The organism is Flavobacterium hauense (assembly GCF_054457175.1).
In genome coordinates this window covers 73737-90343 of record NZ_JBTKVX010000020.1, presented here as the reverse complement: position 1 = coordinate 90343, position 16607 = coordinate 73737, and the positions used below count along the sequence as shown (strand labels likewise).

Annotated in this window: 23 protein-coding genes; 7 read left to right on the top strand and 16 right to left on the bottom strand. The window is 36.2% G+C overall.

Annotated features, from left to right (window positions below):
* Nucleotides 1–6: 6 nt before the first annotated feature.
* From tpx to ACX0HA_RS14400, 7 genes are all read right to left on the bottom strand, one after another.
* The gene (gene tpx, locus ACX0HA_RS14430) at nucleotides 7–504 is read right to left on the bottom strand and encodes a thiol peroxidase (RefSeq protein WP_458846001.1); all 498 of its coding nucleotides are present in this window, start codon (nucleotides 502–504) and stop codon (nucleotides 7–9) included.
* A 126-nt stretch (nucleotides 505–630) separates the two neighbouring features.
* On the bottom strand, nucleotides 631–1380 hold the full coding sequence (locus tag ACX0HA_RS14425) for a heavy-metal-associated domain-containing protein (protein ID WP_458846000.1): 750 nt from the start codon (nucleotides 1378–1380) through the stop codon (nucleotides 631–633).
* Between the two features lie 84 nt (nucleotides 1381–1464).
* Entirely contained in the window at nucleotides 1465–2025 is a 561-nt protein-coding gene (locus ACX0HA_RS14420) for a helix-turn-helix domain-containing protein (RefSeq protein ID WP_458845999.1), read from the bottom strand.
* A gap of 79 nt (nucleotides 2026–2104) precedes the next feature.
* Entirely contained in the window at nucleotides 2105–3760 is a 1656-nt protein-coding gene (locus ACX0HA_RS14415) for a hypothetical protein (RefSeq protein ID WP_458845998.1), read from the bottom strand.
* Between the two features lie 125 nt (nucleotides 3761–3885).
* The gene (locus ACX0HA_RS14410; RefSeq protein ID WP_458845997.1) at nucleotides 3886–4146 is read right to left on the bottom strand and encodes a DUF6952 family protein; all 261 of its coding nucleotides are present in this window, start codon (nucleotides 4144–4146) and stop codon (nucleotides 3886–3888) included.
* Nucleotides 4127–4441 (bottom strand): thioredoxin family protein, encoded by a 315-nt coding sequence (locus ACX0HA_RS14405; protein ID WP_458845996.1) that lies wholly within the window; start codon nucleotides 4439–4441, stop codon nucleotides 4127–4129. The genes ACX0HA_RS14410 and ACX0HA_RS14405 overlap by 20 nt, the downstream gene beginning before the upstream one ends.
* A gap of 16 nt (nucleotides 4442–4457) precedes the next feature.
* Nucleotides 4458–5096 carry a redoxin domain-containing protein gene (locus ACX0HA_RS14400; RefSeq protein ID WP_458845995.1) on the bottom strand — a complete coding sequence of 213 codons (639 nt, stop codon included), beginning with the start codon at nucleotides 5094–5096 and terminating at the stop codon, nucleotides 4458–4460.
* 229 nt (nucleotides 5097–5325) lie between these two features.
* On the opposite strand from ACX0HA_RS14400, the gene ACX0HA_RS14395 reads away from it, so the two are divergent.
* Nucleotides 5326–7251, top strand: a complete 1926-nt coding sequence (locus tag ACX0HA_RS14395) for an amino acid permease (RefSeq protein ID WP_458845994.1) — start codon at nucleotides 5326–5328, stop codon at nucleotides 7249–7251.
* 4 nt (nucleotides 7252–7255) lie between these two features.
* On the opposite strand, the gene ACX0HA_RS14390 is transcribed toward ACX0HA_RS14395, so the two are convergent.
* Nucleotides 7256–8020, bottom strand: coding sequence for a TIGR02757 family protein (locus ACX0HA_RS14390; protein WP_458846004.1), 765 nt, complete (start codon nucleotides 8018–8020; stop codon nucleotides 7256–7258).
* A gap of 66 nt (nucleotides 8021–8086) precedes the next feature.
* Nucleotides 8087–8755 (bottom strand): ABC transporter ATP-binding protein, encoded by a 669-nt coding sequence (locus ACX0HA_RS14385; protein ID WP_458845993.1) that lies wholly within the window; start codon nucleotides 8753–8755, stop codon nucleotides 8087–8089.
* A gap of 142 nt (nucleotides 8756–8897) precedes the next feature.
* Here ACX0HA_RS14385 and msrA point away from each other — a divergent pair, with 142 nt between their 5' ends.
* A complete protein-coding gene (msrA, locus tag ACX0HA_RS14380; RefSeq protein WP_458845992.1) occupies nucleotides 8898–9548 on the top strand; it encodes a peptide-methionine (S)-S-oxide reductase MsrA in 651 nt (216 codons plus the stop codon).
* Between the two features lie 27 nt (nucleotides 9549–9575).
* Here msrA and ACX0HA_RS14375 read toward each other — a convergent pair whose 3' ends face one another.
* The 7 genes from ACX0HA_RS14375 to ACX0HA_RS14345 form a co-directional block, all read right to left on the bottom strand.
* Complete coding sequence (locus ACX0HA_RS14375) at nucleotides 9576–9896, bottom strand: DUF6787 family protein (protein WP_458845991.1); 321 nt, start codon at nucleotides 9894–9896, stop codon at nucleotides 9576–9578.
* Nucleotides 9897–9990: 94 nt separating this feature from the next.
* Entirely contained in the window at nucleotides 9991–10422 is a 432-nt protein-coding gene (locus tag ACX0HA_RS14370; RefSeq protein ID WP_458845990.1) for a DUF6146 family protein, read from the bottom strand.
* 82 nt (nucleotides 10423–10504) lie between these two features.
* Nucleotides 10505–10783, bottom strand: a complete 279-nt coding sequence (locus tag ACX0HA_RS14365) for a hypothetical protein (protein ID WP_458845989.1) — start codon at nucleotides 10781–10783, stop codon at nucleotides 10505–10507.
* Nucleotides 10784–10823: 40 nt separating this feature from the next.
* The gene (locus ACX0HA_RS14360; protein ID WP_458845988.1) at nucleotides 10824–11054 is read right to left on the bottom strand and encodes a hypothetical protein; all 231 of its coding nucleotides are present in this window, start codon (nucleotides 11052–11054) and stop codon (nucleotides 10824–10826) included.
* 284 nt (nucleotides 11055–11338) lie between these two features.
* Complete coding sequence (locus ACX0HA_RS14355) at nucleotides 11339–11515, bottom strand: hypothetical protein (RefSeq protein ID WP_458845987.1); 177 nt, start codon at nucleotides 11513–11515, stop codon at nucleotides 11339–11341.
* Nucleotides 11516–11696: 181 nt separating this feature from the next.
* The gene (locus tag ACX0HA_RS14350) at nucleotides 11697–12239 is read right to left on the bottom strand and encodes an N-acetyltransferase family protein (RefSeq protein ID WP_458845986.1); all 543 of its coding nucleotides are present in this window, start codon (nucleotides 12237–12239) and stop codon (nucleotides 11697–11699) included.
* A 2-nt stretch (nucleotides 12240–12241) separates the two neighbouring features.
* Nucleotides 12242–12607 carry a VOC family protein gene (locus ACX0HA_RS14345; protein WP_458845985.1) on the bottom strand — a complete coding sequence of 122 codons (366 nt, stop codon included), beginning with the start codon at nucleotides 12605–12607 and terminating at the stop codon, nucleotides 12242–12244.
* 204 nt (nucleotides 12608–12811) lie between these two features.
* On the opposite strand from ACX0HA_RS14345, the gene ACX0HA_RS14340 reads away from it, so the two are divergent.
* From ACX0HA_RS14340 to ACX0HA_RS14320, 5 genes are read left to right on the top strand one after another with little or no spacing between them, the layout of a single operon-like run.
* On the top strand, nucleotides 12812–13513 hold the full coding sequence (locus ACX0HA_RS14340; protein ID WP_458845984.1) for an HAD family hydrolase: 702 nt from the start codon (nucleotides 12812–12814) through the stop codon (nucleotides 13511–13513).
* Complete coding sequence (locus ACX0HA_RS14335; RefSeq protein WP_458845983.1) at nucleotides 13488–14345, top strand: phosphoribosyltransferase family protein; 858 nt, start codon at nucleotides 13488–13490, stop codon at nucleotides 14343–14345. The genes ACX0HA_RS14340 and ACX0HA_RS14335 overlap by 26 nt, the downstream gene beginning before the upstream one ends.
* On the top strand, nucleotides 14314–14865 hold the full coding sequence (locus tag ACX0HA_RS14330; protein ID WP_458845982.1) for a TerD family protein: 552 nt from the start codon (nucleotides 14314–14316) through the stop codon (nucleotides 14863–14865). Before ACX0HA_RS14335 ends, ACX0HA_RS14330 begins: the two co-directional genes overlap by 32 nt.
* Nucleotides 14866–14893: 28 nt before the next feature.
* Nucleotides 14894–15502: a TerD family protein gene (locus ACX0HA_RS14325; protein ID WP_458845981.1), complete on the top strand. Its 609-nt coding sequence runs from the start codon at nucleotides 14894–14896 to the stop codon at nucleotides 15500–15502.
* A gap of 9 nt (nucleotides 15503–15511) precedes the next feature.
* Nucleotides 15512–16603, top strand: a complete 1092-nt coding sequence (locus ACX0HA_RS14320; protein WP_458845980.1) for a toxic anion resistance protein — start codon at nucleotides 15512–15514, stop codon at nucleotides 16601–16603.
* The last annotated feature ends 4 nt before the right edge of the window (nucleotides 16604–16607 follow it).

Here is a 16607-nt window from a genome sequence, read left to right as displayed (position 1 = left end):
GGTTTATTACAGTGCAGCAAGTGCGTTATCATAGTTAGGTTCATCTTTGATGTCGCCAACCTGCTCAGTATATTTCACGGTTCCTTCTTCATCAAGAATAATCACAACTCTTGAGTGTAGTCCCTGAAGTGGCCCATTAGCAACTGTAAGTCCGTATGCATTACCAAAGCTACCATCTCTGAAATCGGATAAAGAAATTACATTTTCAAGACCTTCGGCACCACAAAAACGATTTTGTGCGAATGGCAGGTCGCGAGAAATGCACAGTACTTTAGTATTTTCAAGAGAAGATGCTTTTTCATTAAATTTCCTCACAGATGTTGCACAAGTTCCTGTGTCAATGCTTGGGGATATATTTAATACAAGCTTACTGCCTTTAAAATCAGCTAGTGACACTGTTGAAAGATCTGTTTTTACAAGAGTGAATTCAGGTGCTTTTGTACCAGTTTGAGGAAGTTCGCCTGAAGTTGAAATTGGGTTTCCGCCCAGTAGAATATTAGCCATTTTCTGTATTTTGTTTTAGAAAAGCAAAAGTAAGGATTTCTAAACAGGTAAGCATCATAAAATGTGATTCCCAAAATAAAAAAATGCTTCCGAGTGGAAGCATTGCGAATGTGTATGGTGTTATTTTTAAAGATACATAAATAGCATACCGACACTCATAGCTATCATTAATCCGTCTTCAATGATAGTTACTGTGCTCATAGGGAGGTTAAAGACTGCACCAAGACAGGCGCATTGTATTTTCTTTTTATTCAGTACGCTTTGCAGCACACCAATAAGGCTTACAGACATCAGGATAGCAGTAAATGCATTGGTGAAAACAGGTTCGAAATCAAGAGCAAATGCCAGTCCCAACGCTAGTTCCAGGAATGCATAGATATAGCCCCACACCGGAATCTTTTTTGCAACGATGTCATACATAGCATAGCTGTTGGCAAAACCTTGTAGGTCAAGCATTTTGAAGAAAGAAAAAACAAGGAAGAATCCTGCCATGAAAACACGCATAAATGTCATGATTTCAAAACTGCCGGACCATAAAGAACTGATTGAAGAAATTACAGTTATATATCCAAAAATCAACAATATAGGTTTGTAGGTTGTAGCCCAGTTTTTGTTTTCTTCAGATTGCTCACCAAAGATGTTTTTGTCAGGTTTTGAAGGATTATTTCCTGCTTCAGTAAGCTGGTATTTCGGATAATCTTTAAGAGCATACTGTAAGTTTTCCGTTTGTATATGTTTACTCATTGTAACGTCAGCTTCGCTATTTTCCAGGTCAATTTTTACATCTGTTACATCGGGGATTTGTTTAAGCAGATAGCTTACTTTCGCTATACAGCCATCGCAGGTCATTCCGCTAACTTTATATGTATGTGTCATTATGATTGTTGTTAATTTATAATACAAATTTCGGAATAACAATCAATATGTCTCTTACGCTATTTCAGGAAAAGCTAATGATATTTACAGTTCGTCTATATTCCTGCGTTTGGTTTCCTTTATAGATTTGTAGAAGGTTGGGGTGAGGCCTGTCACCTTTTTAAACTGGCTCGAAAGATAGGCAGCACTACTGTAGCCAAGGCTATCAGCTATTTCGGCAAGTGAAAGTTCGTCATATACCAGTAACTCTTTTACTTTCTCGATACGTTGGGCTATGTAATATTTTTCTATTGTTGTGCCTTCAATTTCAGAAAAAAGATTGCTTAGATAAGTGTAATCATAATGTAGCTTTTCGCTTAACCAAACTGATAAGTTGGTTTTAAGTATCTCGTCAGAGTGATGGACCAGATATACAATTTCAGTTTTGATCTGTTCAATAATGCGGCTTTTCTTGTCACCAATAAGCTCAAATCCAATTTTTTTGAGGGATTGTTCTAATTGATGTTGTTCATCTGCTGAAAGATCATTGACTATTTCAGCCTCTCCCAGTTCAAGAGAAGTTATGATGATGTCCATTTGCTCCAGTTCATTACGAACGGCTGTAATACAACGGGGACATACCATGTTTTTTATGTAGAGGTGCATTAGGTTTTAGTTTAAAATGTAAAGCTAAACATTCTGAAATAAAAAACGCTCCCGATTTGGGAGCGTTTACTATTATAAGCTATGGTTGTCTGACAAAAACGTCACCACCAATTTTAATTTTATCGGGAGTAATAAAAGTTAATGTTTCCACACCCGGTTCAGGCTCTCCCGGTGTAGTGATGGTTATTGTATTTCCACTTAGGGTATATGTGCAATCTTCAGAATAATTATCAGTTGTTGAAGTGTCTGGATCATCTTGAATAACATTACAATTTTCATCTTTACCTACGTTGCCATTAACTATAATATCTGACCCTGTCACGTTAAAGGTGTTTTCAGTAAAAGTAACTGTCGCATGTAGTGTTGTGTACCCACCTGTAACGATATTTGGACACATTTGGAATCCGTAAGTTGAAACATATTGCCCGGGCAGGAATCCATTATTAAAAGATTCCATATTCCATGTTCCAATAAGTTGATTTTTTTTCTCTACATTAATTGATATAGTACCTGAAAGCGTAGTATAATCATCTTTATATGTATATTTAAGTTTACTGGCTATTGGAAATTGAGTAGGAGAGCCAGTAATCTTTATTTTTAAGCTTATTTGTCCACTATTTAAAAAGGAAACTGAAACCAATGAAAGATTTGGATGGTCAATGCTAAATGTAATGTCATCATAAATTGTCTGGTCTACATCAGTATTTACGGCCTGAACATTTTCCGTCATTTTTTCAAGCGGGATTGGTTTAAATGAAACAAACGGAATTTTGTTAAGCGTCTCTATGATTACGTTTATTTTTGCAGCATAATAGTTATACCTGTTAAAATCTTTAAAATACACAGCTAAGTCACCTTTAGCTGCCGCTGCACTCGTTGTAGTTAGCTTTTTCTCTGCAAGGTCTAACGATATTGTAGTAGCGGTATTATCCTGAAACAGTAATTCATTCCCGCCTCTATCTAATTCTCCTGTTATCCCTTCAAAAACAAGACCTAAAGTGTCTAAATTTCGTTGTTGTAATTTTACCTGGGTTTGAATTGATTTTATAAAACCTACAGCTGCAACTGCAACACCTAATATCTTATCAGCACCTGTAGGGCCAAAAATAGCAGCAACTGAACCTCCGGCAGCTAACAAAACTGCTGCGCTGTGCTGAGTTATAAGGGCTATATCACTTAAGGTAATTCTATCGCCCGGATTCGAAAAATTAGTTAACAGAATTGCATCAAAAAGAGTTTTATTGGACTTATACATAACTGCCATTTGAGTTTGCTCATCAATAGTAGCATTTTCAAAATAGTTATTAAAACTTTCCAATGTGCTTTTTACATCTGCAGACTCCTGACTGTCGTCCAGTGTTAGCTTAAAAGTATCCATATTTGCCAATAGTGGTTCAATTGTCTCTTCGGCTGATGCATCAAGTATTACATCTTTAACTGTATAGTGTATTGTAGCACTTAAGGCTGGTATTATCAAATCCTGATTACCAAGAGTTGTAGTATAAGGCACAAAAAATGAAAGTTTATTTTCTTCAGTCTTAAGAATTTTTATATCCTGTCCGTTAAAAATGGCATCATATTCATTTTCTTTAAGTTCAGTACCTGCATCCACCGTTACAATTTGTGAACGGAAAACGTCACCACCGGTTTCATCAATTGGCGCTTTGGAGTCGTCATCTTTTGAACATGAAATTATCAGCGTAATGGCCAATAAAAAAAGTAATAGTTTCTTCATAAGTGTGTAAATTTGAATTCTCAAAGTTATAGCCATCATGTAAAGCAAACAATCCCTATTTTAAGGTATATTTTAATAAAAAAACGCTCCCGTTTCCGGAAGCGTTTCTAATTATTTGTGTGAGTTTACTCTTTGTCGATGGCACCAAGAACCCTTTTCATAAAAGTATTCAGAGCTTCTTTTTTATCGGTACCGTCTTTGATCATCTTGTTTACCTCAAGCGCACCATACATATTAGAGATAAGCTCTCCTATAACGTCAAGCTCTTCATCTTTTAAGGATGGCACTTCAGTAAGTGCTTCAAGCACTTCCAGGGTTTCAATAATATAATCCTGGTCATTGTCTTCAATGAACTGAGTTAAATGCTTAATTACCGGTAACTTCATTGACTAGATCAGTTAAAACTTCAACTTTATTTGTTTGTACCTGGTTTACAAGTGCTCCATTTTTGAATGTAGCAAATGTAGGCAGGTTATCAACCTTTGCCAGTTTCCTTGATTCAGGGAAATTTTCAGCATCGGCAATAACAAACGTTACATTTTCATTCTCAGTAGCCATTTTTTTGAATTTTGGCTTCATGATCCTGCAGTTACCGCACCATCCAGCAGAGTACTGTACTACTACAGTTCCATTGCCGGCAACGATTTCTGCTAAATTATCCTTTTCAAGTTCTTGCAACATGATCTTTAATTTTTTATTAGTTTGCAGAAAGGTAAGATGCTACACCTGTACGGTCAGCAGTCATTGCTTCTTTTCCTTCTTCCCAGTTTGCAGGACAAACTTCACCTTTAGTCTGAACGTGCGTGTAAGCGTCAATCAACCTTAGGTATTCAGCTACGTTACGGCCAAGTGGCATGTCGTTAACGCTTTCGTGGAAAATTTTTCCTGTTTCGTCAACAAGGTAAGTAGCTCTGTACGTTACATTAGAACCTGTAAGAACAACTGAATCAGTCTCGTCATTGTATTCAGAAGACTCAATATCAAGGATTCCAAGGATGTTAGAAAGATTTCTGTTAGTATCAGCAAGGATAGGGTAAGTTACACCTTCGATACCACCTTTATCTTTTGGAGTGTTTAACCACGCAAAATGAACTTCGTTAGTATCACATGATGCACCAATAACAACTGTATTTCTTTTTTCGAACTCACCTAAAGCAGCCTGGAAAGCGTGAAGCTCAGTTGGACATACGAAAGTGAAGTCTTTAGGATACCAAAATAGTAGTACTTTTTTGTTATTGTTTACTGCTTCTTCAAAGATGTTGATCTGAAGGTTGTCTCCCATTTCTGAGATAGCGTCAACTGCAATGTTTGGGAATTTTTTTCCTACTAATGACATAATGTATTTTTTAGGGTTTATTATTTTTTACAGTTGCAAAAATAGATAATAAGGCAATTACTATGTTATGATAAACATCATATTTTCTTATGTTCAGATAGAAAATTCCTATGTATATAAAATTGGGTTATCTATATGAATTACGCAATCAGAACTTTCTTTTTTGGATTAAGTTTATATATTTGTTAATTGCATTGCTATAGCAATTTTAAAAAATACACCTAACTAAATGGCATTAAAAGATTTATTCAGAAAAAAGAATGTTCAGGATATATTAAATCAGGTAGATAATGCTGACGGGCATCAGTCGTTGGGAAGACATTTAAAGGTAAAAGACCTTGCTGCATTTGGTATTGCCGCTATTATTGGTGCCGGAATCTTCAGTACCATTGGTAAAGCAAGTGCGGATGGTGGGCCTGCTGTAATATTTCTTTTTTTGTTTACTGCTATAGCCTGTGGATTTGCCGCTTTTGCTTATGCAGAGTTTGCATCCATGGTGCCGGTATCCGGAAGTGCATATACCTATTCTTATGTGGCATTTGGAGAAATTGTTGCGTGGATAATTGGTTGGGCACTTATTATGGAATATGCTATTGGTAATGTTACCGTTGCAATATCGTGGAGTGATTATTTTACAGGATTGCTCGATAGCGGAGGGATACACCTGCCGCAATGGATCCAGATGGATTATCTTAGTGCTTCAAACGGATATCATGAAGCTGTGGCTTTAATGCAGGGAGGTAAAACTTTTGATAACCTCGATGCAGGCCTTAAGACTGCTTACCAGGCATACACAAATGCACCAACTATTGGTTCTTTGCATTTAGTTGCCGATTTACCTGCATTATTAATTATAGTACTTATAACTGCACTTGTATATCGTGGGATGAAAGAATCGCGTAATGCCAGTAACCTTATGGTTATTGTTAAATTATGTATTATTCTTTTAGTTATTGCTGTTGGGGTATTTTATGTAGATGTTGATAACTGGGATCCTTTTGCTCCCAATGGAGCTGCCGGAGTGCTTAAAGGTGTATCTGCTGTATTCTTTGCTTATATTGGATTCGATGCTATTTCAACTACGGCAGAAGAATGTGAGAATCCTCAGCGTGATCTTCCTAGAGGGATGATGTGGGCTATTATTATATGCACAATATTCTATATTCTTATTGCCTTGGTGCTTACAGGAATGGTTCGTTATAATGAGCTTAATGTTGGTGATCCTCTGGCTTTTGTTTTTGATAAACTGAATCTGAAATGGATGTCAGGTATTATTGCAGTAAGTGCTGTGGTAGCAATGGCGAGTGTTTTGTTGGTATTCCAAATGGGACAACCACGTATATGGATGAGCATGAGCCGTGATGGTCTATTGCCAAAACGTTATTCAAGGGTGCATCCTAAATTCAAGACACCTTCATATGCTACTATTGTAACCGGATTTGTAGTAGCAATACCGGCTCTTTTCTTAAACCTTACGACAGTTACTGATCTTTGCAGTATTGGGACCTTATTTGCTTTTGTACTTGTGTGTGCAGGAGTATTAGTGCTGCAGAATAAAAAGGATATTCCAAGGGGGAAATTCAGGACACCTTATGTAAACTCAAAATACATACTGCCGGTTGCGCTTATTGCAGGACTTATATTTTCATTTACTTATAACAAAGAGACTTCAATGTCTTTCCTTTCTAACGATAAAGAAGTTAACAGTCCTTCAACGATAGTAACATCACTAACCGAAGGAGAGACGAAGGCAGTATACGAACATATACTCAAAGCTGATACGCAGAATGCTGTTGCCGGTACTCAGGATTTAGAGCATATACTTAGCCAGTATGAGGGCAATACAGCTGATTATAAGGCTATGGTAGACACACTTCCTATCGCAGATAACCTAAAATACGAAAGTGGATTTGATTTGTTCAAGCATAAAATTCCAATGTGGATATTCCTTATCACACTTGTGTTTTTGGCAATATGGTCATACAGGCAAAATCTATCGCTTATACCGCTTTTAGGACTGATATGCTGTTTGTATATGATGGCACAGCTTAGTGTATGGAACTGGGTTTATTTCTCGGTGTGGTTACTTATCGGACTTGCAATTTACTTTGGTTTCAGCAGAAAGAACAGTAAACTTAATGGCGTAAGGGTTTAATATTTTAAAACCCTTCAAACACTCCCAGTCCAAAAAGGGCAAAATCATACTTTACGGGATCATTTGCATCCATAAGGCGCAGTTGGGTATCCAATTCGTGCAATGCCTTTGCGTCGTTTTGTTTTCGCGTTAGGATCCCAAGTTTACGTGCTACATTTCCTGAATGCACATCAAGAGGGCAGGATAGGGTAGCGGTAGATATGGTTTTCCAGATGCCAAGGTCAACACCTGCATTATCGTTTCGTACCATCCATCTAAGATACATGTTAATGCGTTTAGCAGCTGAGCCAGCCAAAGGATCGGAAACGTGTTTTTGTGTACGGTTTTGATGTTCTATCTCAAAGAAAACCTTTTTGAATTCGTGTATGGCTTTCTGCATGCCTTCCGGTTGCTGGTGTTTTGAAAACACAGCTTCGAGGCCTCCGTGATTTTGATATGTATGACGCAAGGCTTTTATGAAAGTTGTAAAATCAATACTGTTGAAAGTGCGATGCACAAAACCTTCGAGACTTTCCAAATGATGATCATTATGGCTCATTACAAAATCATACGGACTATTCCCCATAAGATGTACCATTTTCTTTGCATTGTTGATAATCATCTTGCGATTTCCCCAAGCAATGGTTGCAGCAAGAAAACCTGCTATTTCAATATCTTCTTTTTGGGTAAATAAGTGCGGTATCTGTACCGGGTCACTGTCTATAAAATCCTGATTGTTATATTGTATCACTTTCTCGTCAAGAAACGAGCGCAACTCATCGGCATTCATTTTCATATCCATGGAGCAAAAATAGTCATTTTATCACGTACTGTAAACTGCGACTGTGACTGAAAACTATCCGTTCGAAATGATTTGTCCGTCGCTCATAACAAGCTTTCTGTCTGCCATATTGGCCAGTTCCTCATTATGGGTAACAATTACAAATGTCTGCCCCATTTCATCGCGAAGTTTGAAGAAGAGTTGGTGAAGGTTTTCGGCAGATGCTGTATCAAGATTTCCTGATGGTTCATCGGCAAAAATAACAGCAGGTTTGTTAATCAAAGCCCTCGCTACTGCAACACGTTGCTGTTCACCACCCGAAAGCTCTCCCGGTTTATGGTCTACGCGGTGTGAAAGCCCTAAATATTCTAAAAGACGTTTTGCTTCGGTCTCTGTCTCAGACTTTGATTTCCCGGCGATATAAGCAGGAATACATACATTTTCTAATGCTGTAAATTCCGGTAATAACTGGTGGAACTGGAAAATAAAACCCAATTGCAGGTTCCTGAATTTTGATAAGGCTTTGTCCTTCATTTTGAGGACATCTTCATTATTTATTACAAGCGTAGTGTCGGCTTCTTTCTTAGGTTTGTCAAGAGTGCCTAATATTTGAAGAAGGGTAGTTTTTCCCGCGCCCGAAGCACCAACTATTGAAACAATTTCGCCCTTCTTTATATGAAGATCTACGCCCTTTAAAACGTGAAGTTTATCGTAATATTTATGGATGTTTGAAGCCTGTATCATTAAAATGCGGTTTACCACAAAGAAACAAACATTTTGAAAGATATTAAATCTTTTTTGGCACAATATTTCGTATGTATAGTGTAAAGTTTAGTTAATCGTATTTCACGATTGGCCGACATTATTTAATTTAGAGGAACAAAATATGAAAAACGCATTAGTACTGGTACTGGCATTAGTTTCTTTATCATGCCAGTCGAAACAAAATCCCGAAGTGGGAATTGTAAAATCTAACAAAGGAGATTTAAAAATGAATAACAAAAAAACTGAGACTGCCATTTTTGCAGGCGGTTGCTTTTGGTGTACAGAAGCATTTTTTACTGATTTGAAAGGGGTTGAAAAAGTTACTTCCGGCTACATTGGCGGAAAAACTGAAAACCCTACTTATAAAGAGGTTTGCAGCGGCTACACAGGGCACGCAGAAGCCATAAAAATTGAATTTAACCCTGACGAAGTGGCTTATGAGGATTTATTAGAAATATTTTTTGCCACTCATGATCCTACAACAATTAACAGGCAGGGGGCAGATGTAGGAACCCAGTACCGTAGTGAGATATTTTACACAACAGATGCTCAAAAGACAGCTGCCGAAAATTTTATCAAATTACTGACTGACCAGGATATATATGGTAAAAAGATCGTAACAAAGGTTAGTAAAGCATCTGTATTTTATCCGGCTGAAGATTATCACCAGGATTATTATGCCCAAAACCCGAATCAGCCCTATTGTTCAGCAGTAATAACGCCGAAGCTCGATAAGCTTAAAAAGAATTATAAATCAAAACTTAAATCGTAAAAGATTTAAAATGATATGGAAAGCTCTCTATTCTGAGGGCTTTTCTTTTTTGAATAAGAAACCAAGCCCTAAAGATCTAAGCATTTTCTTTTCGAACCACCAGAAGAATTTAAACTGACCGAAAATAAATCCATAAGAGAGAAGCAGTACCTGATATATTGGGAATATCAGGATAATATATAACGGATAATATATCCAAAGCGAAAAGGTATCTTTGGTAATGCCCATCCAGGCCAATACCGGTTTAGACAGGTAAGCAGATGTTGATCCGGTAAGTGCAAATACAATTAATATAACAACATACTGAAAGTTGTTTTTAATTCCCCAACGTTCTTTTAAATTTCCCATTTTGGCTATTAAAGCAGCAAATATACCGGTTTTACTATTGCAGGGCAACCTTTTAAAGCTATTATTTAAAATTATTCCAAATTAATATTATGTTTTATTGTGGGACAATTCCTCCAAGCTTCTGATTGTGGGTTTGCTGAAAAAATACCAGGTAATTGTACAGTAAATAATTCACTTCGTATCCATAATTTATCTGTGGTTTATAATCAATCCGCATTTGGTATAAATCGCCATAGCGTTGAGGGCTCATGACCCTGTTATTCCATTCGGTAACCCAAAACCTGTTCTTATTCTCCAAATAGGATTGTCCGTAATAACCTCTTGGCCTGGCCCTTGATGCGAGCCAGGTATTGAACCCAATGTCAATGATTATAACTTCATATTCGAGTGAATCATTTGCAATACGAATCGTGTCGTTTCTTGTGGCCACCTTATTATCTGCAGCGCCATTAGAGGCAGTGTTTTTAGTACTGCATGCTATTGTCAGGCTGATAATGCAGACTATTATCAATGCATAATTCTTCATAACGATATTTTTATTATAAAGTTAAAAAATAATAGGCGCCCTACCGAAATAAGACGCCTATTATTATGACAAGAGTTAAAGCTTATGCTCTGGCTGTTGGTGTTGTTTTAGCTGTGTCCGCTGCTTTATCGGTATGAGATGCGATTTTTTCTGCAATTTCACCGCCTTTTTCTACAACTTCATCAAATTTTTTGCGAGCAGATTCTTTAATATCTGAATATCTATCTGCAAGATCTCCTCCAAACTCTTCTGCTTTACTAATAATACCGTCTAAATGACCTCTTTTCTTAAGGATAATACCTACTACTGCTAAGGCTGCAACTCCCGCTGCAATACCTAGAATCATTTTTGTGTTACTCATAGCTTTACTTTTTAATGAATTATAAATATTTAATTAATTTCTATCTGTCGCCGCTGTTTCGGTCAGGATTCAAATTGCTGCCTGTTCTTTTTTCGCGATCAGGATTAAGATTCCTTCTCTCGTTCTCAGAAATGTTTTTCTCAAGGCTCCGGCTCATATGGCTTTTTTCATCCCAGTTTTCCTTAATTTCTTTATCAGGATTCGGATTATGTGAAGCCCGGATGTCATCATCAGGAATAAATTCCCCATGATCTTGATGTGGATTTTTCATGACTTACAATTTTAGATATAAGTATTTTTACATACTCATATTTTATTATACCACTAAGGTAGCTATTGAAAAACCGAAGCTTTATTAAGGTTCTCTTAAAGTTTCCTGATTTAACTTTTAATTAGATAAAAGCTTTAAATTCAGTGATTTTTGTTAATGAGATTAAGATTTCAAAAGAAATACTTATATAAATATACTGAGGAGGAGTAGGGAGAAACGGTTGGGTATAAATGAGTATAGCACCTGCAAGAGGTGCTTATATTTATTAGGTATCTGATGTAAGATTAGACAAAAAGAGGATATTCGTCTTCGTCATGTGAATCAAAGTCACCTTCTTCGTCAAATTCTGCTTCAGTGATATAACCGAACAATTTTACAAGTCCAAAACCTGCTATGGCGGCAAGGACAAATTTTGCATATTTCATGTTGCTCTCGTTTTTTAGGTTAATGCTCTTTTTCATGGCTTTTAATGAGTTTTATTTTGATTTCTCTGAACAATTTACGAAAAAGGTACATTTCAGGCTCTATGTTTTAGCAAAATTTTAATAGTTAAACCTTTAATTTGAAACGAAAAGGAACTTTCGTGTAATGAAATTTATGCAAGCCTGATGATGATTGATTTAAATGGAAAAATATATGGTCTTATATGTGCTTAACCATAGTTATTTTATCGGCAGGATTTTCTTCATTAAAAAAGTTTTTTATGAGTCCGCAACGTTCAAAACCAAATTTTTCATAAAGTTTAATTCCGCCGGTATTGGTGCTATAAACTTCAAGCCATATAATATTTAAAGGAGATTTTTCTTTTGTCCAATTCATGACGCTTTCCATTAAAAAGCTTCCTATTTTTCGGTTTTGCCACTCATAGGCTATACCCATACCTATCATTCCAGTATGAAATAATTTTTTTCGTTGATTACCATTCAAATCAATATTCCCGATGAGTTTATTTCCATGCTCAGCTACAAGTAATATGCTGTTTGCTTCAGTTGTAAATTTGCTTATCCATTCTTTTTCCATCTGAATATCGTTTTTATATTCAAACTCATATAATGGAATGCTTTTGGTGTTTTTGATGTAACTTTTCTTGAGTTCTATCAATTCCAACGCGTCATCTTCTGTGGCTTCGCGCACAATGACTTCTTTGCCATCTTTGGTGAAATGAGTTACAGGGTGGACTTTCATAATTACGGAAGTTTAAATTCAGGATTATAAATAAGTCCAATGATATTATTCCATGGGTCTTTTACTGAAGCAACCATGATCTCACCTCCTACATTTTGAGGGGTTTCATGCATAGTAGCGCCAAGGCTTATAAATCTTTCATATTCAGAATGGATATCCTCAACACCCCAATAGGTAACAACATTGTCGCCTTTTACCGAATCATCTGGTTGCAGTCCTAGTTCATAACCTGCAATATTGAAGCCGACATAAAAAGGTTCGTCAAAATAAGGAGCAGTAGCAAAAGCTTTTGCATACCATTCCTTAGCTTTATTCATGTCTGAAACTTTGTAACCAATTGTTCTGAGTCCTAAAATTCCTGAAGGCATAGTGTTTAATTTATGTTATACTAAAGATTGATTTTTTGTGTATTACAAATATAAGTCATTAAAGGATAAAGAGTTTTACTAATAGCATCTGTAACTGTAAATAGATGTGGAAAAATACTTACATTCTTAATGATAATTTATTGGTTAAAAAAAATATAAAGTTTATATTTACCCGGATTTATATTTTTATGACACTAAATTAAGATGGAGCGGATACCGGAATTATATAAATACAAACACATTTCTTTTGATTTATGGCTTACACTAATTAAGTCTAATCCTCAGTTTAAAAATAAAAGAGATCTTTTATTTAAAGACTATTTTTCGATTGACAAATCTATTGAAGATGTTTCGGCAGTAATAAGGGAATATGATGTCCTTACTAACACCATTAACGAAAAAGTCGGACGTAATTTTGATACTTATGAAATCTACTATTTAATCCTGAATGCATTAGGTGTAGGTATTGAGTCGATTACTACTAAAGAGCTCAGCATTTTTTACAAACACACCGAAGATTTGCTTACTGAGCACAAGCCACTATTGCTTTCTGATTCTATTCCAGAAATTTTAAAATCACTCAAAGACGAGGGGATTACTGCAAATATTTTAAGTAATACTGCTTTTATAAAAGGCAGTTCATTACGGAAAATAATATCCCACTATGGACTTGAAGGCGTGTTTTCGTTTCAGGCTTATTCAGATGAGACGGGTTTTTCCAAACCGGGACTTGAAATGTATAACCATGCTTATGAAAACATACTCAAAATAGGAAATATACAAAAAAATGAAGTGTTGCACGTGGGTGATAACCTAGTGTCTGATTATAATGGAGCCAAGAATTTTGGGTTTAATGCCTATTTAATTACTAATAACCAAAATGAACATAACTTACAGCCAGCATAAAATTACTACTAAAAACGATTGTCCTTTTTCCGAAGCTGAGTATAGCAAATTTAAATTTGGGGTAAATTCGTATGCCGATAAATTTGCAGAAGAACTCTTTGAAGGATTCATTGCCAAACATAAAGAGCTTATACTTTCTCACGATGAGATTGTAATATTGCCAAGCCCGTATCTTTCCATACCTACGGCTTCAAATTACCTGTGCCATTATTTTAAGCTTCGGATGAATAAATTTTTGTTTGACCATGGCAAAAAAGCTTTGGCTGAATCGAAAATCTTCAGGAATCAGACGTACACTACAGATTATGGAAATCTTAGTTATGATGACAGGGTAAAGCTTATTTCTAATGATACATATTATATAGACAGGAATTATATAAGTGGCAAGCTGTGCCTTTTTATAGACGATATAAAGATTACCGGCAGCCACGAACATATAATAACCAGAATACTTGATGAATATGGAGTTAAAGGGGAGTTTTTATTTCTTTATTATGCAGAATTGCTTAATAAAGACATCCATCCTAATATCGAAAACTATTACAATTACTTCTATGTTAAAGATATCGAAAGCCTAAGTTCAGTAATCAATTCGGCTACATTTACTTTTAATACACGTGTCGTAAAATATATCCTTAAACTGGAAGAGAATGATTTTTTCAGGCTGTTAGGTAAAATACCGGGGTCTATACTGCAAAAGCTTTTCGATCTGGCGGTAAGCAACAACTATCATACTATAGATGATTACAAATCAAATCTAAATTATATCAACAAGAGTTTAACCAATAAACAATTAAATTATGGCTATCAATTTACAGAAAGGGCAACGTGAAGTACTAAATGCTCCTAAGTTTACAATAGGCCTTGGATGGGATGTAAATGCTACATCTACCGGTGCCCAGTTTGACTTAGATGCATCTGTATTCATAATGGGGGATAATAAGAAACTGCTTGCCGATGAATTTTTTGTATTTTACAACAATCTAAAATCACCAGATGAAGCTGTTGAACATACTGGAGACAATCTTACAGGTGCCGGCGATGGTGATGACGAACAAATAGTAGTGGATCTTTCTAAAATTGACCCAAGGGTTTCTGAATTGAGCGTTATTGTTACTATACATGATGCAGACGCCAGGAAACAAAACTTTGGTCAAGTAAGGAATTCATTTGTTCGCATTATGGATGCGGGCGGTACTGAATTGCTTAAGTATGAATTAGAAGAAGACTTTTCAATAGAAACTGCAGTAGAATTTGGCAGGATATACAAGAGAAATAACGAATGGAAATTTGAAGCGGTAGGGGCAGGAATGCGTGGAGGGCTTCAGGATTATTTAAACAAATTCAACTAATCAACTATAACCAATACCAATTTAACCAATGGCAATTAATTTAGAAAAAGGGCAGCGTATAAATCTTGAAAAAAGCAACGGCTCTAAGCTTGAAAATATTTGTGTAGGCATCAACTGGGGTGCAATTGAAAAAAAAGGATTCTTCGGAACTAAAAAAGAAGCAGTAGATCTTGACGGTAGCTGTGCTGTGTATGATGAAAACAAAAAACATATAGATACAGTAAGTTTCAGGCAGTTAAAAAGTAATGATCAGGCTATAAGACATAGTGGAGATGACCTTACAGGTGACCTTAATGGAGATGACGGCCTTGATAACGAAGTAATAACTGTAGACCTTACAAAACTTAGTCCAAACGCTAATTATCTGGGATTCTTTATCAACAGTTTCCGTGGACAGGACTTTAAAGATATCCCATTTGCATCAATAAGGATATACGAAGGTACTCCGACACGTGTTCAGGAGGTTTTCGCAAAATACGATATTGCTAACGAGAAGGCTTTTGAAGGAAGCGTATCTATGGTGCTAGGAGTGTTCTATAAAAAAAATGGTGAATGGAAATTTAATGCAGTGGGAGCTCCAACTGCTGACAAAAAGCTTGAACAAACTACTTTAACAATTCAACAAAATTACCTGTAAATCTAAAACATGGAAAATAAAGAATTAACAGTAACCGGTATAGCCGGACCTATTGATAAAGAAGGTAATGTTAACCTGGCTAATGTAACCCCGGCAGATCTTGATACTACGTACAGGCCTATTGCTAACCAGCTTAATGAAAAAGACGTAAACTCTATATTAAATTATGGAGCTGAGATCCAGAATACCATTTCTAAACAGAGTGATACATTCCTCTCTAATGTAAGGGCACAGCAGGGAGGTGAAGTAGGTTCGCTTATCAACGAGCTTCTTGCCGAGCTAAACTACATTGATGTAGATGAGCTTAATAAAACCGGTTTTCAGAAATTTATTTCAAGGATACCATTGCTTAACAAGCTTGTTATTGATGTGAAAAAAATATTTCAGAAGTATGACAAGATTACTGCCAATGTAGACAGGATAAGCAATAAAGTAAAAGCTGGCATGATCAATTCAGTTAAGGACAACACATCGCTTCAAACCATGTTTGACGGTAATGTTAACCTTATAAAAGAGATTGAGAAATATATTGTTGCAGGACAGATTCGTTTCAAGGAACTTAGCGAAGAGCTTGCAGTAATGGAAGGTAATCCTGCTAATTATCAGGATTATGAAATATCTGATAAAAGAACCTTTATCAACAGGCTTGACAAAAGGCTTGCTGACATGAAAGTGGTGCGTTTTATCCTGCTGCAGTCATTGGCACAAATAAGGGTTGTTCAAAACAACAATACATCTCTTGCTGAAAAAGCACAGTCTATACTGACTACTACCATGCCGGTTTGGAAAAACCAGCTTACACTAGCGGTAGCGCTTCAAAGGCAAAGGCAGAATATTGAGGTACAGCGTAAAGTATCTGAAACTACCAATACTATACTTCAAAAAAATGCAGAAATGCTGAAAATGAACAGTATTGAGGTGGCCAAAGAAAACGAAAACACAATTGTGTCTCTGGAAACACTTAAAATGACAACTAAATCGCTAATTGATACTCTTACTGAGGTAAAACAAATCCATGAGCAGGGTACCCAGACCAGAAGGGAACTTGATGCAGGACTGCAGAGCCTTGAGGAGGAACTAAAAAAAGGTGTTATTAGCTAGAGAC